We start from the raw sequence: 21,190 nt of genomic DNA on the forward strand, positions 1-21,190 counted from the left end.
TAAGTACCTTTATTTGATTCAAAAGCCCGATCCTCACCAATCGGGCTTTTTTGTTGACTCTTCACGTTCCACGCTTAAAACTTTGTTCAATGCTCCATGCCTTTCATGAATTAAACTAAATAGTGGTACTCAAGCAAATATTCCTCTTAATTTTCTTATAGATTGAGAAATTTTAGCTGTCTTATCATTTGGTAAAGAACATTTAGCTAAACGAACCCAAACGCTCCAGAATTGTTTCATAAAGTTAGCTTCATTATAGTGAATGCCATATTCCTCACATAATGCTTTAATTTTTGGCGCAGCTTCTGCATAGCGATTTGCAGGCATATCAGGGAATAAATGATGCTCGATTTGATGACTCAAATTACCACTCAAAATATGCAGCCATGATGTTCCCGTAAAGTTACTTGAACCTCGAATTTGACGTAAATACCATTCTGCTCGCGTTTCATTTTCGGTGTTATCCATCTCAAATGTTTCTGTATCTTCAGTAAAATGACCATTAAAAATCACTGCAGATGACCATAAACTTCTAATCACATTTGCAACTGCATTGCCTACGAAGACAGGAAGCGCATTTGGACCAGCGATAATCGGGAAAAAGACATAATCTTTCACCACCTGACGTCGTACTTTTTTTCTTAATTTTTCAGCATCTTTCCACACTTGTTTCCAAGATTTGGTTTTATAAACAAGCGCGTCTTCCAAGTGTAGGTTTTGAACACCGACATACCATTCAAAAAACACCATCAATTGAATCGCTAATGGAATATTCAACAAAAATCTTGGTTCCCACGGTTGAGATGCTGAAACACGAAGTAAGCCATAACCTACATCATGATCCATCCCCACAATATTGGTATAAGTATGATGTACATAGTTATGGGTATATTTCCAGTCATCGCCTGTTGAGATGGTATCCCAGTCATATGTCGCACCGTTTAAACTAGGATCATTCAACCAGTCAAATTGACCATGCATCACATTATGTCCAAGTTCCATATTTTCAACAATTTTGGACACGCCCAGTAATCCTGTACCCACCAACCAAACAGGTGGAATCCAACCACCAAACATCAGCAATGCACGTGAGCCAATCTCGCTATAGCGAACAAAGTTACGAATCTTATAAATATATTTGGCATCTTGTTCACCCAAATTATTCATAATACTGAGTCGGATCTGCTCAACGCGTTGTCCAAATGCTTCAGTTTGCTCAGCGGTCAGATGTTTAGATTTTGATTGCCATGTTGTATTAAGTGACATATTCATTATTTTTTCCAGTCTTATACGATACCGTTAAATTACAAATTAATCACAACAGGGCTTACTGCCTGACTAATACATAATTTAATTTGTCGATTTGGCTCATGTTCAATTTCACCTGTGAGCATATTTTTAGTAGCGCCACTCACTTTGTTACAGACACATGCATTACAAATACCCATTCGGCATCCATGAGCGGGTCTTAATCCAGCCTCTTCAGCACTCACCAACAAACTTTTTTGAGCTTCAAACGATTTCTGACTGCGGATAAACGTGACAGATTGTTTTTCAATTTCTTCATCTACACGGATTTGAAAAAACTCTTGTTTGAGCTGATTGCTGATCCCCTCTTCATGACAAATTTGATTTACAGCTTGCATCATCGAAGTTGCACCGCATGCATAAATCTGTGCTTGCCTAAAACTTGGCATTAACTGCTCTAACAACGCTAATGTCAGATATTGTTTATGTTGGCGTGTATTAAAATAGTGATAATTAAAATGATCATGTTTTGAAGCGAGCTGTTGTAGTTTCACGTGGAACGCGTCATCTCGACAGAAATAAATCAAATAGATAGGTACAGATAATGTGTTTAAAGCCTTCGTAAGCAATGCATAAATGGCGGTAATGCCACTCCCCGACGCCAATAACACAATTGGCTGTTGAGTCGGCTCAAGCGTAAATTTACCTTGCGCTTGAGAAATTTCCACAACAGAACCTATCGCCAATTGGCTTAAACAATTCGACACTACTCCTTGAGCTCGGACAGCAATCACCAGATTACCTGTCGCAGAAATTTCCACAATCGAATAACTACGTTGTAGACGCACGCCTGCAATTACGACTGTCACTAAAACACTTTGCCCTGCCTCAATCTGTTGAAAATCGAAATTGTGATTTGGACATAAATGAATCTCATAGAAATCGTGACTAAGTGCCTGACGACTCACGAGCGATGCTTTGACTTTTTTCCAAGCCAAAGTGGGATGTATTTTTTCAGCGATAAAATCGACGAAATCTTCTCGAATCCATTCAGGACGATATGACAGATAACTACTCATCTCAAACGTTCCTCTTTTGTATTTCAATTTAATTGAGTGAACAAGTGTTCTAATAGTGAACATGTGTACACTATATTGTTTTTAAAGTTGAGTCAACACATGTTCACTGACATTCGTCGTTTAATTTTTATATTTTTTTGATAGACTCATCTCGACTTCACTTCTCAGGTTTTAAGATGTCTATACGCGATGAACGTAAACAACAAAGTCGTCAGGCTTTACTGGATGCCGCTTTGCGCTTAAGCACATCTGGCCGTTCATTTAGCAGTATTAGTCTGCGTGAAGTTGCACGTGAGGTTGGTTTGGTGCCAACAGCCTTTTATCGACATTTTCAAGATATGGATGAATTAGGCCAAGAGTTAGTGGATCAAGTCGCGTTATATTTGAAAACCGTACTTCATCAGCTCGGTCAAGGTTTAGCCCACCCTGATGCTAAAGCCGAAACCAGCATGGAACTTTTTTTTGAAGCCATCGATTTAAATACCCAACCTTGGATTTTTATGATCGCAGAGCGCTGGGGTGGCTCTGAAGTGGTAAGACGTGCGATTGCTCGTGAAATTGAGTTTCTAAATTCTGATTTGGCCAATGACCTACAAAAATTCGAAATCGTACAAAATTTTCATCATGCTGATGACCTAAAAATGTTGTCGAATATTTTAATTAATTTATGTTTCACATGGGCAATGTCTTGGATTAGCTTAGGTCGTCAATATTCAGGTATGGAGCTTGAATTACAAAAATTAGTACTCAAAAAACAGTCCATTACCCAAATACGATTAATCTTTAAAGGGATTTTGAATTGGAATACTACTGAGGCATAAAAAAACCCGCTCAATGCGGGTTTTTTATTATTTAGCTTTGCGCTCTTTATCCAATAGATAATCAACCACTTGTAACACGCGGCCATTATCACCTTGTACGACATACTTCCCATTTACTACAACAGCTGGCACACCCGTCAATTGATATTGTTGCGCTAATTTATTTGCTTGAGAGACTTTGGCAGTAATTGCGAAAGAATTATATAAACTATTGAATTTCGCTTCTGGGATACCATACTTCGTAAAGAATTGCGCTTGTGATTTTTGGTCAAAAATCTGCTGACCTTTGTCATGGATCGCGTGGAATAAAGGCAAATGTGTACGTTTACGAACACCAAGTGCTTCAGAAACGTAGTAGCCACGTGCATTCTGTTCCCATACTTTGTTCATTGCAGCAGGTGTACGGACAAAATTCACATCTTTTGGAATTTTACGTAACCAAGATTGCATATGAGGTTCTAAAGTAAAGCAATGACCACAGCCATACCAAAAGAACTCACGTACTTCCAATTTACCAGCGACATCAACCTTTCCTGGGTTTTGCACGACCGTATAATCTTTGCCTTCAACAAAGTTCGCCATTGCACCTGTTGAAAGTGCCATCAGCACCGCAGCGGCAACGCCACTAAAAACCACCTTTTTCATTAAGTTTTTATCCTCTAAATCATTCTGATTAGCATATGGTTTCACTATAAAACAAATATGAGAAAATCGTTTTGATTCTGTGAACTTTTTTACAAGATTTATCGCTTTTTTTGGAATTAGCGATACACTAAGATCTGATATAAATTCTACCCATTAAAACGAACTTTGCTAAGGTGGCTGTAATGACTCAACTGAATGTTGACCCACAAGAAATTGCTAAATTTGAAGCACTTGCTGCAGTATGGTGGGATCAACACTCTGAGTTTCGCCCTCTCCATCAAATCAATCCATTACGATTGAATTGGATTGATGAACATGCAGGTGGTCTTAGTGGCAAAAAAGTCCTAGATGTGGGCTGTGGCGGCGGTATTTTGGCCGAAAGTATGGCACGCCGTGGTGCCGATGTCCTCGGTATCGATATGGGCACAGCACCATTAAATGTCGCACGTCTGCATGCAGAACAAGAAAACGTAACCAATATCGAATATCGTCAAATTCCAGTTGAGCAATTGGCTGAAGAACAAGCTGGTCAATACGATGTCGTAACTTGTATGGAAATGTTGGAACATGTACCAGATCCAGCGTCAATCATTCAAGCATGCCAAAAACTGGTGAAACCAAACGGTCATGTGTTCTTCTCCACAATTAACCGTAATCCAAAATCATATTTATTTGCAATTATCGGTGCAGAGTATGTGTTACGTCTTTTGAAAAAAGGAACTCATGACTATCATAAATTTATTAAACCTTCTGAATTAGCGCATGATATTCGTAACGCAGGTTTAAAACTTAAAGATATGACAGGCTTACATTACAACCCATTAACTAAACATTATTGGTTAGCCCCAAATGTCGATGTGAACTATATGGTTTACACGCATAATGAGGTGCATGAATGAAGGCCGTACTTTTCGACCTAGATGGGACATTAATTGACACTGCTGCGGATTTTATTCGTATTATTCAAGCAATGTGTCGTGAAGAAGGTCGAGAGATCGTAGATGCAGCCCTGATCCGAACTCAGGTTTCCGAGGGGGCTCGGGCGATGGTGAAATTGGTTTATCCTGAATTACAGGTTGATGATCCTATTTTCCTTGCACATCGTCAGCGCTTTCTAGATATCTATGGTGCTGATATTGCTGTGGATACAGCCCTTTTTGCAGGGATGTATCCTTTAATTGAGGACTTGGAACAACGCGATATTCCATGGGGAATTGTGACAAACAAACCTCGTTGGCTGAGTGAGGCACTACTTCAAGCCTTAAACTTAACTGAACGTTGTGCCGTTCTCGTATGCCCAGAAGATGTTAAGCACACTAAACCTGACCCAGAACCATTGTATCTCGCTGCTCAACAAATTAATGTTCCAGCTGAACAATGCATTTATGTTGGTGATCATCCACGTGATATTGATGCAGGTCGAAGCGCAAATATGTACACGATTTTGGCTGCTTACGGATATTTACCATTAGAACACAAAGATGACTTAGATTCTTGGCAGGCAGATTGTATAGTAAATGATGTACAAGAATTACATCAACACTTAATCGAATTGATCGAATCTCACCAAAAAACAGCTTAATTAGAACAATGAAGGAGGTCGCACATGAAATATTCAGAATATCAACCTCGCCCAGATTTATTGAAAGATAAAGTAATTTTAATTACGGGTGCAGGTGATGGCATTGGACGCGCAGCAGCGTTGAGCTATGCTTTACATGGTGCGACCGTCGTTCTTCATGGTAGAACGCTGAACAAGTTAGAAGTGATCTATGACGAAATTGAAAGTTTAGGTGCTCCTCAACCCGCAATTTTGCCACTGCAACTTTCTACTGCAACAGCATATGATTACGAACGTCTTGTGGAAACGCTTGACCAACAATTTGGTCGTTTAGATGGGATTTTGCACAATGCTGGGATTTTAGGTGAGCGCGTTGAATTGGCCCACTACCCTGCTGAAGTGTGGGATGATGTAATGGCTGTAAATTTAAGAGCACCTTTTGTTCTTACTCAACATTTACTTCCATTATTAGAAAAATCTCAAAATGCCTCTGTTGTTTTTGCAAGCTCAGGTGTCGGTCGTGAAGCACGTGCGAAATGGGGCGCATACTCAGTTTCAAAAATTGCCATTGAAGCGGTCAGTCAAATTTTTGCAAAAGAAAATGTCTATCCAAATATCCGTTATAACTGCATTAATCCTGGTGCAACACGAACAGCTATGCGTGCTAAAGCATATCCTGATGAAGATCCGAAAGTATTGGCAACGCCTGAACAAATCATGCCAGCTTATTTATATTTAATGGGCGAAGACAGTATAGGGATGAATGGTCAGAGTATTGATGCTCAGGATTAGTTTTTTCAAAATTACATGATGAGGATCTTCAGATCCTCTTTTTTTAAATTATAGTTCCAACAAAACCCATTAAAAATTTACCTTTTGATTTTGAAAGCTTAAATAAATAAGTCTCAACAACTTTTGAATACATCCATAAACTAGGGAATTGTCTAATGGTAGTATCACTACCCTGCTCTAAGCGTCTTAAGTATTTATAACTTAATAAAAACCCGACAATAATGTCGGGCTTTTATTTCATTCTGATCAGTCAAATAAACGATCGAAGAATGATTTCTTTTTAGGTGAAGATTTACTGTCTGCACCATCTAAAGATTCTTGTAACTCTTTTAAAAGTTCACGTTGACGTGCAGTTAAGTTGACTGGTGTTTCAATCACGATACGGCAAAGTAAATCACCTTGCATACTTGTGCGTACTGGTTTTACACCCTTGCCACGTAGACGGAACATTTTACCAGTTTGAGTTCCCTCAGGTACTTTCAAGTTCACACGACCATCAAGGGTTGGAATCTCAATTTCTTTACCCAATGCAGCATCAGCGATACTAATCGGCACATCCATATACAAGTCCGCGCCATCACGTTGGAAGATTTCATGTTCACGAACATTAACTTCTACGTATAGATCACCTGACTGACCATCACGAATCGCTTCACCTTTTCCAGTTAAACGAACGCGATCGCCATTATCCACGCCTGCAGGAATGGTAACTTCAAGTGTTTGTTGACGATCTTTAACACCTGAACCATGACAAGTGCCACAAGGATTTTTAATAATCTTACCTTGACCACGACATGTGCTACACGTTTGCTGAACTGAGAAGAAACCTTGCTGCATGCGGACTTGACCAGCTCCGTGACAAGTCTTACAAGTTTCAACATCATTCGGATTTTTAGAACCTTTACCATCACACACTTCACATGGTGCTGGCGCAGTAAAAGTAATTGTTTTCTTTACGCCACGTACAGCTTCTTCTAAGCTGAGCTCAAGCACATAACGTAAGTCTGAACCACGTCTTTGACGCTGTTGGCGACCGCCTCCACCAAACGCACCACCGAAAATGTCACCAAACTGACTAAAAATGTCTTCAGCGCTAAAACCGCCACCGAAACCACCGCCTCCGCCACCGAAGCCGCCTTCAAACGCATTATGTCCCATGCGGTCATACATGCTGCGTTTTTCACTATCAGATAAAACTTCATACGCTTCAGCAGCTTCTTTGAATTTTTCTTCTGCTTCAGCATTATCAGGGTTACGGTCTGGATGATATTTCATCGCCAACTTACGGTAGGCTTTTTTAATTTCATCATCACTAGCTGTTTTAGAAACCCCTAAAACCTCATAATAATCACGTTTAGCCATGTCTGGCGATGCTCCACAAAAAAATTTGATATGACTTCTCTGCGGAATATGTTGGGGTCATATTCCGAGATTACAAGTAAATTAAATCATTATTTTAAAAAGCGGCTTTTTTCTGGAGATATTTCACTAAGCCTTTAAGCCATGCATTTAGGAGAAATAGCCATGCAATTGTGGTAAAAATGACACCAATCACCGTACACCCTTTCACCCATAACACACTATCCCAATAGATAAAGCAGGCAGGAATAAACCAAAGAGCAGCAAATGCGGCCATCATCATGAATAGCACAACATTTCGTGCAATCCATAATGCTTGAGCATGGATCCAGACTTCAGCGTCTTGCGCTTGAGCCACTTTTTGCGCTAAAAAATAGGCGATTGCAGCACTGATACCAGTGAACAATGCAAGAAACATGAATACATAAGACATCGTAATTAATCGACGATGTCTTGTTAAATTGTCTCGCCCCATGGATGCTTTTTTATACCTCAACCGAGTGCACATTCAGTTTTTTTATGTACTCAGCCCACTGTGTTATTTTGTGTTAAAAACTAGGGACTACTATATTGAATTTTTCAATGCTTCGCACCTAGTATTCACATAAAACTACGCGGTTTTTGACTCTTTTTTTACTTTAAACCATGCCGCATAGAGTGCTGGCAAGAAGAACAGCGTTAATAATGTTGCGATAATGAGTCCACCCATAATTGCTACCGCCATTGGACCAAAGAAGATACTGCGTGAAAGCGGAATCATCGCCAACACAGCAGCCAATGCAGTCAAAATAATTGGACGGGCACGGCGTACTGTCGCTTCTAAAATCGCTTCCCATTGAGAATGACCCGCTTTGATATCTTGCTCGATCTGATCAATCAAGATAAGCGAATTACGCATAATCATTCCAGATAAAGCAATGGTACCTAGCATCGCCACAAACCCGAAAGGCTTATTGAATATTAACAGGAACAATACCACGCCAATTAAACCCAAAGGCGCGGTCAAGAAAACAATAAACGAACGTGAAATACTCTTGAGCTGAATCATGAGCAAGGTAAAGACCACAGCCAAAAATAACGGCATGCCAGCATTTACTGAAGTTTGCCCACGTGCAGATTCCTCCACAGTGCCTCCCACTTCTACCAGATAACCACTTGGAAGTTCGGCACGAATTTTCTCAATAGATTCAGTTAATTCACCAACCACAGTAGCTGGTTGGAGTTTAGTCCGAATATCTGCGCGTACAGTAATCGTCGGCAAACGGTTACGATGCCAAATCAGACCATCTTCAAACTTATATTGGATATTCGCAATCTGTGCCAATGGAACTGTTGTACCTTGACTCGTCGGTACAGCGAGACTTTGTAACGATGCTACATCAACACGTTCCGCTTGATCGCCACGTAAACGAATATCAATTAACTCCCGTTTCTCACGATACTGATTAATCGCAGCGCCTGTTATTGAACTATTTAAGAAATTCGCCAAATCTAAGCTAGATACGCCTAACTGACGCGCACGATCTTGATCAATTTCAAGTGAAATAATTTTACTCGGCTCACCCCAATCTAAATGAACATTGGCGGTATTTGGATTTTCACTGATTGCTTGTGACACTAATTGTGCTCGTTGGCGAACAGTATTTAAATCTTCACCAGAAACACGGTATTGAATTGGATAACCGACTGGTGGCCCATTTTCCAATAGCGATACACGTGTCCGTACTTCAGGCAATAACTTACTAATTTCTTCACTCAGATTCTTTCTAATCTCATCTCGCTCATCTAATGAGGAAGCCAAAACCACAAATTGTGCAAAACTCGCCTGAGGCAATTGTTGATCAAGTGGTAAATAGAAACGTGGAGAACCTGTACCAACATAAGCGACGTAATTATCGATCCCTTTTTGAGTCGACAAGAATTTTTCTACTTTTTTAACCGCATTTTCTGTCGCTGTTAGAGAAGCACCTTCCTCTAGTTTTAGATCCACTAATATTTCAGCACGGTTTGATGGTGGGAAAAATTGTTGTGGAACAAATTTAAACATCAAAATTGACAAGACAAATATTGCAACCGTCGCAGCAATAACGGTTTTACGATAAGTAATACATAACTCAACCCAAGATCTAAATTTTTGATACGTCTTGGTTTGATATGGATCGTGATGCTCACCATGGTGTTGAACGACTGGTTGTGGCTCTGGTTGTTGACGTAATCTTGCCCATAAGCGTTGATACCACGGGGCTTTCTGATTCATTTGATTAAAATCAGGCAGTAATTTGTCACCTAAATAAGGAACAAACAGTACCGCTGCAAACCATGACACCACCAAAGCAATGGTTACAACTTGGAAAATTGAGCGAGTATATTCACCTGTGCTCGACGCAGCAGTGGCAATCGGCAAGAATCCAGCTGCAGTGATCAGCGTCCCCGTTAACATTGGAAATGCGGTCGACTTCCAAGCAAAACCTGCGGCTTTTAATCTGCTATATCCTTGTTCCATTTTAATGGCCATCATTTCAACTGCAATGATGGCGTCATCAACCAAAAGTCCAAGTGCTAAAATTAACGCGCCTAAAGAAATCTTGTGCAGTCCAACATCAAAGAAATTCATGCCTGCGAACGTCATTGCCAAGACCAAGGGAATAGAGAAAGCGACCACTAATCCTGTACGGAAACCTAAAGAGAAGAAGCTGACCAATAAGACAATAATCACGGCCTCTGCGAGCACTTTGATAAATTCGTGAATACTGCGTTGCACCGCTACAGGCTGATCTGAAACTTTTTTAAGTTCCATCCCTAAAGGTAAAGTTTGTTGTAGATCATTAAAGGTCTTTTCTAGATTTTTCCCTAGCGCAATGATGTCACCACCCTTACGCATAGACACCGCAATACCAATACCATTTTTGCCCATAAAGCGCATACGTGGTTGAGCTGGCTCACTAAAGCCACGGTAAACTTCAGCCACATCGCCCAATTGAATGGTCTTATCACCAACCAGTAATGGCATGTTCTTGAGATCTTCGACTGATTTCAATTGTCCGCTGACACGCACTTGAATACGATCTGAGCTTGTTTCAAAGAAACCTGCGCTCGCCATGGTATTTTGTTTTTGTAGTGCTTCTTGAATTGCAGAAACTGGAATACCCAATTGAGCGGTTTTCGTATTTGAAATTTCTATCCAAATTTTTTGATCTTGCAAGCCGACTAAATCAACCTTCCCGACATCTTGCACACGTTGTAGTTGCAACTGTAAGCGATCGGCATATTCCTTCATCACGGCATAATCAAAATCATCACCCGTTAAGACATAAATGTTCCCAAAGGTGTCACCAAATTCATCGTTAAAGAATGGACCTTGAACACCGCTAGGAAGTTGGTGTTTGATATCTCCAATTTTTTTTCTAACCTGATACCAAACATTCGGTAATTCATGAGAACGCAGCGAGTCTTTGGCAACAAAGGTCACCATTGATTCACCAGGACGAGAATAGGCTGCAATACGATCATAGAGCCCCGTACTCATTAATTCTTTTTCAATGCGATCAGTTACTTGTAATGAAACTTCTTCCGCTGTCGCACCTGGCCAATAGGTTTGAACCACCATTACTTTGAAACTAAATGGAGGGTCTTCACTTTGTGATAGTTTTGAGTAGGAATAAACACCCAATATTCCCATCAAAATCATGAAATAAAGGATCAGTCCCTTATTTTTTAACGCCCATTCTGACAAGTTAAAGTTCATATTTTCGCTCCAACTTGTCCTGCTTTCACATTGACTGCACGGTTTTGACGGTCAATCGGATTAATTTTTTGTTTATCTCGCAGTAAGTGTACACCGCCAACCACGATCCAATCAGAAGCTTTTAAACCTTGGGTCACAGGTACCGTATCACGACCATAAGCACCTATTTGAACATTCACCTTACGGATACTGTGATCTGTATTCACAACCCAAACATAAGGCTGATCTTCTGTTGCAGATACACTGGTCAAAGGAACATTAATCACATTTGAACTGGTATTTGAAAAAAATACTCGCGCACTTTGTCCAAGTTGAATTGCTGAACGCCCTTCAGTCAAAGCAACTTTGACACTAAATGTTCTAGATTGGTCGGCAGCAGGTGAAATTTCACGCACATATGCGGCGAAACGCTCCTCTGGTTTTGACCATAGCGTAACCCAAGCCTTTTGACCTGTTTTAATTTCTGATACTGCTTGTTCTGGCACACCAATCACCACTTCACGATCACCATCTATCGCCAGTTGATATGCTGCCTGCCCTGCTGCGATCACTTGACCAACTTCAATACTACGCTCAGTGATGACGCCATTTTTATTGGCAATAAGTTGGTTATATCCCGTCTGATTACTACTCACTGCATAATTTGATTGTGCTTGTTTTAAATTGGACATGGCCGATTTATATTGATTTTCTACGGCATCATATTGCGAACGACTCACCGCATTAATAGGTAATAACTGCTTAAAGCGTTTGTATTCTTCTTCGGCAATTTTGGCTGCAGATTGCGCGCCTTCTAACTGAGCTTTTGAAGCATTTAACTGCAGTTGAGCATCTTTCACATCTAATTTTGCTAAGACTTGCCCGACTTTGACTCGATCCCCAACATCAACATAGCGTTCAGTAATTTGTCCTCCAACACGGAAAGCCAATGCCGTTTGCTGTCTCGCCTGAACTTCTCCTGCATAACTTTTCAGTTCATCTTGGGAAGTATTCGGCTGGGCAACCATCACAAATGGAATTTGTTCCTCTGTGGGTTTATCCTTACTACACGCGGTAAGTATCACGCTACAAATGAGCATTAAACTGTATGTGGCAAATTTTTGAGGACTCATGTGCACTGCTCTTATGTCAATTTTTAGGCAAATCAAATTAGGGATATTAATTTGATTATTTTTTAATTAATATACCGCATGGTACAGTAATTAAAAATCATTTTTCAAGGTATGACCTAAACTGTTTTTTTTGGATTTTTTTGTGCAAATGAATATTGGACGTCCTAAGGATTTAGTTAAAAAGAAACAAATATTAGAGGCAGCTAAACGTTTGTTTCTAAAACAGGGCTTTCATGGTTCAAGCATGAATCAAATTGCCAAAGAAGCTGGCGTGACTAAACTGACGGTGTATAACCATTTTCAAGATAAAGAATCGTTATTTACTTATGCAATTGCAGAAACGTGCGAAGAATCAATCAATGCTCGGCGAATCCAATTACACCCTGAATCCAATTTTTTAGAAGACTTCTATCAGGTATGTAGTTTAGCGCTGCAAATTGTCAATCTTCCTGAAGCCATTAAGCTTGAGCATTTATTATTAGAATTGGCAGCAGAGCAAAATCCTTTGGCTGAACCTTTTTATAATGCATCTCATAAGCGGTTATTTGTGGTTTGGACTGATTTTTTTGCTCAAGCGATTGAGCACGGATTTATCCAGAAAGATGATGCTGAAAAGCAAACACATTTGCTCCTTTCTTTACTCTTAGGGCATCGACATCATGAAGTATTGTTAGGTGTTCGTCAGGTTCCCAGTGAAGCAGAATGTGATGAAATTATTCATCAAGCCATCGAATTATTTATGCTGAAATACAAAAAATAGCTCTCTCCATTCTTAAATGGCGTATTTTTCACCTAATTTTCTTTAAATTATTTTGCAATCGCTTGGCATGTCATGAATAAGCGGTATAGTCAAAAGAACAAGAAAAGGAGAAAAAAATGATTCAACAAATTGATGCTCCATTACGTGAAGACGTACGCTTACTCGGTAATCTTTTAGGAGAGACTTTAAAAGAACAAGCTGGACAAGATTTGTTTAATCAAGTTGAACAAATTCGTGCACTCGCGAAAGGTGCACGTGATGGTGATAGCGAAGCTGAAAAACAATTAGAAAGTTTATTTTTAAGTTTAAAAGATGATGAGATTCTTCCACTCACACGCGCTTTTTCACATTTTCTGAACTTTGCCAATATTGCAGAACAATATCATGTGGTACGTAGCCGTCGCCAAAATGAGTTTGATGAAAACGGCGCTGCAGCGAATGTCCTTATTCCCCTTTTTGAAAAATTTCAACAACAGCTGATTTCAGCGGAAACCCTTTATCAACAAATTTGTGAGCTAAATATTGAGCTTGTACTCACCGCACATCCTACGGAAGTTAGTCGTCGCACCTTGATCCAAAAATATGATGGGATCAACGAGTGTTTATCTAAGTTTGATCAGCAAAAGCTGACCCCCAAACAGCGCGCTCAAGTTCTTTCTGAATTAAAACAATTGGTTTGTTCAGCATGGCAAACCGATGAAATTCGCCAACATCGTCCAACCCCAATTGATGAAGCAAAATGGGGTTTTACTACCATTGAGCAAACTTTATGGAACGCTATTCCTAAGTTTGTCCGTGAATTGAATCAATTGGTTCAAGAGCATTGTTCTCAAGCTTTACCTTTAGATATTGCACCTGTGCGGTTTGCATCTTGGATGGGTGGTGACCGAGATGGAAACCCAAATGTCACACACAAAGTGACTCAAGAAGTTTTATGGTTATCTCGATGGAAAGCCGCGGATCTCTACCTCCGAGATATTGAAGATTTACGTTGGGAGCTTTCTGTTCAGGCGTGCAGTGATGAACTAAAGACTGCCTTAGGTCAGCCTCATCCAGAGCCTTATCGTGAATATTTAAGAACAACACGTGAACGCTTAAAAATTACAAGAGAATGGCTCACTGCAAAATTACAAGGTCAACATTCTGATGTGGATCGTAGCCAGATTATTCATCACAAAGATGAGTTGTTGCAGCCATTATTGTTATGTTATCGCTCATTAGTCGATTCAAACCTTTCCGGTATCGCTCAAGGAAAGTTACTCGATTTTATTTATCGCGTGAATTGTTTCGGTATTGAGTTATTAAAACTAGATATTCGCCAAGAGTCAGGTCGTCATCGTCAAGCAATTTCAGCGATTACTGAGTATCTTGGACTTGGCAATTTTGAGACATGGACTGAACAAGCCCGTCAAAACTTCTTATTACAAGAACTGCAAAGCAAACGCCCTTTACTTCCTAAACATCTTAATGAATCTGCTCAAAGTCTTATTGAGCATCCTGATGTTCAAGAAGTATTCGCTACCATGCGAACTTTGGCAGAACAACCTGCTGAAAGTCTAGGTGCTTATATTATTTCAATGGCGGAATATCCAAGTGACGTTTTGGCGGTTCTATTACTCCAAAAAGAAGCAGGTATTAAGCAACCTCTGCGTGTAGTTCCATTATTTGAAACGTTAAAAGATTTAGATGGCGCAGCTTCGACCATGAATACTTTATTCAGTATGCATTGGTACAAACAACATATTCAAAACAAGCACGAGGTCATGATTGGTTACTCTGACTCAGCAAAAGATGCAGGTTTCATGTCTGCAAATTGGGCTCAGTACCGTGCACAAGAAGAGTTAACAGCTATTGCCAAACAACATGGTATACAACTCACTTTGTTCCATGGTCGTGGTGGCTCAATTAGTCGTGGTGGTGCTCCAACCCAACAAGCACTATTTTCACAACCACCTGGCTCAATCTCAGGTGCAATCCGTGTGACTGAACAAGGCGAAATGATCCGATTCAAATTTGGATTAGAAGAAATCGCACTGCAAAATTTAGAGATTTATACCGCAGCTACCCTTGAAGCGACTTTACTGCCACCACCAGAACCCAAGGCAGCATGGCGCGAGTTGATGCACAAGATGACGGAACTCTCTGTGAATGTTTACCGTCAAACAGTCCGCGAAAACCCTCATTTTGTCCAATATTTAAGAACCGTGACGCCAGAGCTTGAATTACAGATGCTACCTTTGGGTTCAAGACCAGCGAAACGAAAAATCAGCGGTGGTATTGAATCCTTACGTGCAATTCCATGGGTATTTGCATGGACTCAAATTCGATTAATGCTTCCAGCATGGTTAGGTACTGGTGCAGCCATCAATCAAGTCATTTCAGAAGGTCACAAAGCTGAGCTAGATGAAATGTTAGAACAATGGCCTTATTTCCAAACTTTAATTGATATGTTGGAGATGGTGCTATCTAAATCAGATAGCAATGTCGCATTGTATTATGAATCTCATCTCACCCAAGATGAAAATCTTAAAGTATTGGGTGCGGAACTACGCCAACGCTTACATGATGCCGTACAAACTTTATTGGCGATGAAAGGTGAATCTAAATTACTCAGTTCTAATGAAGTTCTTGATCAAGCCATGAAGATCCGTAAACCCTATCTCCTTCCATTACACCTGTTACAAGCAGAACTCATGAAAAGACGTCGCGAATATTTAGCTGAACGAACTGTCGAACAAACTGAAGTTGACCATGCACTAATGGTAAGTATTGCAGGTATTGCTGCTGGGTTACGTAATACGGGTTGATTTCACGACTGCCTATGCTCAAGTACCTTTATGGGCTTGAGCAATTTAGAGACTTTATTCTAAATTTCAGTAATGACAACAAAGCACCTATAAATTTTTTACTCAATATGGATATAGATTTTTTTGATATAGCTGAATTGCAATAGGCTGATTTTACTTTAATTTTAAAACATATTTTTTTTACCAATGGGTAAAAATTCAATAAAAGTCAGACCATTAGTTTTAATAATTTTTCAAGAAACAGATGATTTCTCGTAAAACAGGCGTATGATGTGCACAATTTAACTATTGAGTGCTCACTTTATGACCAGTTGGTTTCCTAAATGGCGTCCCTTCACGGATGATATTGATACGCGTCCTGTTGGCACGACCGAATATTTACCTCCTGCGCAAAGTGTAGTTCTTGGCATTCAACATGCTTTTGCCATGTTTGGTGCGACAGTTTTAGCACCATTATTAATGGGTTTTGATCCTAATCTTGCCATATTAATGTCAGGTATTTGTACCCTGTTATTTTTCCTCATCACTGGCGGTCGAGTGCCCAGTTATTTAGGCTCAAGCTTTGCTTTTATTGGTGTAGTCATCGCGGCAACGGGCTATGCCGGTGCTGGAGCAAATGCGAATATTGCATTAGCTGCTGGGGGAATTATTGCCTGTGGTGTACTTTATGCCTTAATTGGTTTTCTGGTCATGGCAACAGGTACTCGATGGATTGAAAAGCTCATGCCTCCTGTCGTAACAGGTTCTGTGGTCATGATCATCGGTCTGCATCTTGCACCGGTAACGGTAAAAAGTGTCGCGGGTAATCCATTTAATATGTGGATGGCATTGATTACTGTCATGTGTATGGCTTCAATTGCAGTATTCACCAAAGGGATGCTACAACGCCTACTTTTACTTGTGGGTTTGGTGCTGTCTTATATCGTATACTTTGTTATTACGAATATCATGGGTTACGGTACTCCAATTAACTTCACGCCGATTACACAAGCTGCATGGTTTGGTCTGCCTAACTTTCATGCTCCTGAGTTCAGTACGAACGCGATGCTCATCATTGCTCCTGTAGCTTTAATTTTAGTGGCTGAAAACTTAGGTCACATCAAAGCAGTCTCTGCCATGACTGGTGAAAATCTAGACCCACATATTGGTAAAGCGTTTGTAGCCGATGGTGTTGCAACATCATTAGCCGGTGGTGTAGGTGCTCCAGGCATGACCACTTATGGGGAAAATATTGGTGTGATGGCTGTGACACGTGTCTATTCCACGATTATTTTTGCCATCGCAGGTGTATTCGCAATTTTCCTTGGCTTATCACCAAAATTTGGTGCAATTATTCAAACCATTCCAACTGCGATTCTTGCAGGTGCATCAATTGTGGTGTTTGGTTTAATTACCATAGCTGGTGCTAAAATTTGGATCGAACATCGTGTCGATTTCTCTAAAAATAAAAACCTCATGATTGCTGCGATCACGCTGATCTTAGGTACTGGTGACTTTGCGCTTCAATTTGGTAGCTTCAATTTAGGTGGTATTGGAACGGCTACCTTTGTTGCATTATTCCTGAATTGGTTCTTTAGCTTAGGTGGAAAGTCTAACTAAAAATCTATCGCATATAAAAAAAGAGAGCTTAATGCTCTCTTTTTTAATTTTTTATTCTAATTAAGTATTTTAAGATTTTTTTGCAATGGGTTTAGGTCGACCAAAATAATAGCCTTGAAACGTATTACAGCCATTTTCTTTTAGAACTTGGAACTGCTCTTCAGTTTCTACACCCTCTGCCACCACATTCAGATCAAGAATTTGTGCTAAATCAATAATCGTTTTCACAATAGCAATATCACGTGGATTACCGACAATATTTTCTACAAATGAACGATCAATTTTGAGTTGATCCAGTGGAAGCATTTTGAGGTAGTTCAATGAAGAATATCCTGTTCCAAAATCATCCATAGAGAATCTTAATCCACGCTCGATGAGCTTTTTCATTTTCTCAATTGAGTTATGCATATCGGTATAGAACATGCTTTCAGTGAGTTCTAAACGTAATAATGTTGGATCAATTCCTGCTTCATCAATAATCCGAAGCACATTTTTATCAAAGTCAGTCTTACGGAATTGTTCGACACTAATATTGACTGAAATCGTCCAGTTTGAAGATTCTGGGTATTGGCTCCAATCTTTTAACTGTTGGCATGCTAATACTAATACACGATTACCAACATCATGTATGAGATCAGTTTTCTCCACTTCTTCAATAAATCGACCTGGTAAAATCAAACCGTGTTCAGGATGACTCCAACGTAGCAAGGCCTCATACCCAATCACTTCCTCTTCACGATTTACTAAAATCTGATAATAAAGTTGGAACTCATCTCGTAATAACGCTAATCTTAAATCATTTAATAAAGCAGCTTTAGCAATAACACTTTGTTCCATTTCAGGATCAAAAACACAGATGCAGTTTTTACCATTTTCTTTAGCTTGATACAGCGCCATGTCGGCATACTTAAGCAACTCATTTTTTGGCAATTTTGAATTACGGAAAATAAAAATTCCGATACTAGAGCTAGTATGGATTTTATTATCCTTTAATACGAAAGGCTCATTTAATGCAGCACGAACTTTATCAGCGATTTGCATCACTGCTTGATTAGCAATCGTTTCATCTGGATCTAAATCTGAAAGAATAATTAAAAACTCGTCTCCACCAAGACGGACAATTGCATTCTGCTGTGCCACACACTCCATAAGACGCACCGAGACCATTTTGAGTAGGTCATCTCCACGATCGTGTCCTAACGTGTCATTAATATTTTTGAAGTTATCCAAATCCAACATCATGAGTGCACTATGTGTACCATTTTGTTTACATGATTCAATCACCGCCAACATGCGTTCTTGCATAAAACGGCGGTTAGGCAATCCCGTTAATTCATCATGTAATGCCATATAACGTGCATGATCTTCGGAATTTTTTAGCTGTGTGATATCAGTTCGAATGGAGATATAGTTTTGTAAAACGCCATTATTATCTTTAAGCGGCACAATCGTGGTTTCAACCCAATATAAAGAACCATTTTTAGCTCGGTTACAAATTTCGCCTTTCCAAATTTCTCCACTCGAAATGGCTTTCCACATATATTTAAAAAAACTTCTCGGGTGATAGCCTGAATTAATAATTTTATGTGTTGATCCGACCAGTTCTTCATAAGAATACTGTGAGATATTACAAAACTTCTCATTGACATGAGTAATGACACCACGTGCATCTGTTATGGCTACAATTGAATGTGCATCAATGGCTACTTTGTAGTTTTCAAGATCCTTGACTATTTTTTCTAATTGTAACTGGGTATCCATAGCGCCTTCGACCGTCAGTCTAAAAAGTGATGTATCCAAATGTTAACTTAATATTATTTTTTGTAACACTAAGCTTTGTTGAACCAGCTCACAAATCGGCTATATATTTTGTAAATTTCAATGAATAAAAGAGGAAACTAAGTTCCTCATTCTTATTAAGAATTCCGACTGTTATGGTCGTATTTCTTTTAACTCTCTTTGAATAAAGTGTTGAATCATCTCTCGATATATTTTTTCCATCAGTAATGGATCCACACCATTCTTTGTAGCCAATTCACGTATTTTTTCAATCACTATTTCAACACGTTCAGGTGACTGTACATCTTGTATAGTTCTTTTAAAACGAACTGCCTGATCTACATAATATTGGCGTAAACCAATTAATTCTGTTATGGCTTGATCAATTGAATCTATTTGTGCTCGAGCTTGCTGAAGGGTTTCGCATTTTTCTTTATTGATTTTCAATTGATTCGGTATCCCTGTGTTCAGATTCATTTTCACTTTTGTACTTTTGTTCTAACACATTACTGAAAATACTTTCAATCATCCATACACGATATAAGCTATTAAACACATAACTCTTTCCATCGATACGAAGCTCAAGCACTGGTAAATCAGGTTGTGATTTCATCTCACAGAGTAATTGATTTTCTTCCAGCTTTTGACTGATCGACTCTTCAGTGAGCGTCGTGATATTCAAGCTCTGTTTTAAGGCTTGAATATGAGGTCGATACGATAGATCTTTACCTTTACTCCAAACAGCCTGCAAGATTTCATACATTGCATCAAGACGTTGATCCTCAGGCACACTGTAAAACAATCGTGCTATTTCATATGTCGCCTGCTGAGTCGGTCGGCAAAACGGCGTAAATTTTACTTCTGTTCGTTTAGATAAACGCGTTGCCAAACTCCAATCAAATAAATCTCGTCCCTGATATTGCAATGGATAAACGGTAAGTTGGATATCGTAATAATCGGCAAGTTCCTCTTTAATATAAGCTAATAATAACCAAGAGATCGGATCTTCTAATGCAATATAGAGGTCTAACTCAGGATTCATCGCCTGAATCTCAGATAATTCTTCAGCATCATTCATTAGGTGTTCCCGCCACTCAATATGATTGATGAGAAAAATAGGATTACCGGTCAAGAGTCTTTGTTGTTTTAAACGGCGGGTCAATCTTAATAAATCATCTACCGCATGATACCGACGATTACCGAGCTCAAAAAAACTTGCTAAAACTGGCGTGTGATCAAAAGTTCGCTCAGCGATTTGTTGTTCTTTTCGATGTCGACTGGCCATGACATACAAAGTACGTAATTTTCCATACTGCTGTTGCCACAACATATGGAAGACATCTTCCAATAAATAGAGAAAATTTTCACCTGTTAATGGGGTATTTCGTAAAATCGTTTCTGCCTGTTGAATCGCTTCAGCACTTGGTATTTCAGGCTTTTCATTATCGAATCCGAAACGATGCTGGTACGCTAAAATTTGGGCATCACGTAGACTGTAATCTTGCCACTCTTCAGGACTCATATCATTTGGAGCTTCAGCAGGAGTATCTGAGATAACAATTTTTAAAGGCTTAATTTCATCTTTTAAAATGTCATTTAATTGTGCCAATTGCTGGACTGCAAGATAACTATACACATCATCTAAACGAAGATAGATCGTTAAACCCTGCTCAGTTGACAAGACCTCTTGACGATTTGGTTTCTGATAAAACCAACTCGATCGTAGCGGATCAAACCAACGGCGTAACAATGACATGAGATGTGCCTCAGATGATTTTACTGGTAAATTATGTGCTCAAAGTATCGAATTCATCGCTTTTTTTAAAACTAAAAAAGTTTGAACGCGAGCAAAACTTATATCAAGACAAAGAGAATTGATCAAT

Annotated in this window: 17 protein-coding genes; 7 read left to right on the forward strand and 10 right to left on the reverse strand. The window is 39.5% G+C overall.

The window, feature by feature from the left end; translation table 11 throughout:
• Positions 1-129: 129 nt before the first annotated feature.
• Together AC1M85_RS14290 and AC1M85_RS14295 are read right to left on the reverse strand one after the other, a co-directional pair.
• Positions 130-1,272 carry a fatty acid desaturase family protein gene (locus AC1M85_RS14290; protein ID WP_488213293.1) on the reverse strand — a complete coding sequence of 381 codons (1,143 nt, stop codon included), beginning with the start codon at positions 1,270-1,272 and terminating at the stop codon, positions 130-132.
• 32 nt (positions 1,273-1,304) lie between these two features.
• Positions 1,305-2,327 carry a flavin reductase family protein gene (locus AC1M85_RS14295; protein WP_481954740.1) on the reverse strand — a complete coding sequence of 341 codons (1,023 nt, stop codon included), beginning with the start codon at positions 2,325-2,327 and terminating at the stop codon, positions 1,305-1,307.
• 176 nt (positions 2,328-2,503) lie between these two features.
• Here AC1M85_RS14295 and AC1M85_RS14300 point away from each other — a divergent pair, with 176 nt between their 5' ends.
• Complete coding sequence (locus AC1M85_RS14300; protein ID WP_180028924.1) at positions 2,504-3,148, forward strand: TetR family transcriptional regulator; 645 nt, start codon at positions 2,504-2,506, stop codon at positions 3,146-3,148.
• A 27-nt stretch (positions 3,149-3,175) separates the two neighbouring features.
• Here the strand turns inward: AC1M85_RS14300 and AC1M85_RS14305 are convergent, their stop codons facing one another.
• A complete protein-coding gene (locus AC1M85_RS14305) occupies positions 3,176-3,793 on the reverse strand; it encodes a thiol:disulfide interchange protein DsbA/DsbL (protein WP_180000355.1) in 618 nt (205 codons plus the stop codon).
• A gap of 182 nt (positions 3,794-3,975) precedes the next feature.
• Between AC1M85_RS14305 and ubiG the strand changes: the two genes are divergently transcribed.
• Genes ubiG through AC1M85_RS14320 form a run of 3 tightly spaced genes read left to right on the forward strand, consistent with a single transcriptional unit; the run spans position 3,976 to position 6,146 of the window.
• Entirely contained in the window at positions 3,976-4,692 is a 717-nt protein-coding gene (gene ubiG / locus AC1M85_RS14310; RefSeq protein WP_488213294.1) for a bifunctional 2-polyprenyl-6-hydroxyphenol methylase/3-demethylubiquinol 3-O-methyltransferase UbiG, read from the forward strand.
• The gene (locus AC1M85_RS14315) at positions 4,689-5,375 is read left to right on the forward strand and encodes an HAD family hydrolase (protein ID WP_488213295.1); all 687 of its coding nucleotides are present in this window, start codon (positions 4,689-4,691) and stop codon (positions 5,373-5,375) included. Before ubiG ends, AC1M85_RS14315 begins: the two co-directional genes overlap by 4 nt.
• A gap of 24 nt (positions 5,376-5,399) precedes the next feature.
• On the forward strand, positions 5,400-6,146 hold the full coding sequence (locus AC1M85_RS14320; protein ID WP_035268812.1) for a YciK family oxidoreductase: 747 nt from the start codon (positions 5,400-5,402) through the stop codon (positions 6,144-6,146).
• Between the two features lie 246 nt (positions 6,147-6,392).
• On the opposite strand, the gene dnaJ is transcribed toward AC1M85_RS14320, so the two are convergent.
• The 4 genes from dnaJ to AC1M85_RS14340 all read right to left on the reverse strand — a co-directional run bounded on the left by dnaJ (position 6,393) and on the right by AC1M85_RS14340 (position 12,362).
• Positions 6,393-7,508 carry a molecular chaperone DnaJ gene (gene dnaJ / locus AC1M85_RS14325; RefSeq protein WP_035268804.1) on the reverse strand — a complete coding sequence of 372 codons (1,116 nt, stop codon included), beginning with the start codon at positions 7,506-7,508 and terminating at the stop codon, positions 6,393-6,395.
• 94 nt (positions 7,509-7,602) lie between these two features.
• Positions 7,603-7,980 carry a hypothetical protein gene (locus AC1M85_RS14330; protein WP_035268802.1) on the reverse strand — a complete coding sequence of 126 codons (378 nt, stop codon included), beginning with the start codon at positions 7,978-7,980 and terminating at the stop codon, positions 7,603-7,605.
• A 135-nt stretch (positions 7,981-8,115) separates the two neighbouring features.
• Positions 8,116-11,250, reverse strand: a complete 3,135-nt coding sequence (locus tag AC1M85_RS14335) for an efflux RND transporter permease subunit (RefSeq protein ID WP_488213296.1) — start codon at positions 11,248-11,250, stop codon at positions 8,116-8,118.
• Positions 11,247-12,362, reverse strand: coding sequence for an efflux RND transporter periplasmic adaptor subunit (locus AC1M85_RS14340; RefSeq protein ID WP_488213297.1), 1,116 nt, complete (start codon positions 12,360-12,362; stop codon positions 11,247-11,249). Before AC1M85_RS14340 ends, AC1M85_RS14335 begins: the two co-directional genes overlap by 4 nt.
• 142 nt (positions 12,363-12,504) lie before the next feature.
• Here AC1M85_RS14340 and AC1M85_RS14345 point away from each other — a divergent pair, with 142 nt between their 5' ends.
• The 3 genes from AC1M85_RS14345 (at position 12,505) to AC1M85_RS14355 (ending at position 17,528) form a co-directional block, all read left to right on the forward strand.
• Positions 12,505-13,122: a TetR/AcrR family transcriptional regulator gene (locus AC1M85_RS14345; RefSeq protein WP_035268797.1), complete on the forward strand. Its 618-nt coding sequence runs from the start codon at positions 12,505-12,507 to the stop codon at positions 13,120-13,122.
• A gap of 116 nt (positions 13,123-13,238) precedes the next feature.
• Positions 13,239-15,929 (forward strand): phosphoenolpyruvate carboxylase, encoded by a 2,691-nt coding sequence (gene ppc / locus AC1M85_RS14350; protein WP_481593771.1) that lies wholly within the window; start codon positions 13,239-13,241, stop codon positions 15,927-15,929.
• A 303-nt stretch (positions 15,930-16,232) separates the two neighbouring features.
• Entirely contained in the window at positions 16,233-17,528 is a 1,296-nt protein-coding gene (locus AC1M85_RS14355; protein ID WP_488213298.1) for a solute carrier family 23 protein, read from the forward strand.
• A gap of 69 nt (positions 17,529-17,597) precedes the next feature.
• Here the strand turns inward: AC1M85_RS14355 and AC1M85_RS14360 are convergent, their stop codons facing one another.
• The 3 genes from AC1M85_RS14360 to AC1M85_RS14370 all read right to left on the reverse strand — a co-directional run bounded on the left by AC1M85_RS14360 (position 17,598) and on the right by AC1M85_RS14370 (position 21,063).
• A complete protein-coding gene (locus tag AC1M85_RS14360; protein WP_488213299.1) occupies positions 17,598-19,289 on the reverse strand; it encodes a putative bifunctional diguanylate cyclase/phosphodiesterase in 1,692 nt (563 codons plus the stop codon).
• Between the two features lie 171 nt (positions 19,290-19,460).
• Positions 19,461-19,748, reverse strand: a complete 288-nt coding sequence (locus AC1M85_RS14365) for a chorismate mutase (RefSeq protein WP_035270424.1) — start codon at positions 19,746-19,748, stop codon at positions 19,461-19,463.
• The gene (locus AC1M85_RS14370; RefSeq protein WP_488213300.1) at positions 19,741-21,063 is read right to left on the reverse strand and encodes a hypothetical protein; all 1,323 of its coding nucleotides are present in this window, start codon (positions 21,061-21,063) and stop codon (positions 19,741-19,743) included. Before AC1M85_RS14370 ends, AC1M85_RS14365 begins: the two co-directional genes overlap by 8 nt.
• Positions 21,064-21,190: the final 127 nt, after the last annotated feature.

The organism is Acinetobacter sp. 24-47-64 (assembly GCF_057737055.1).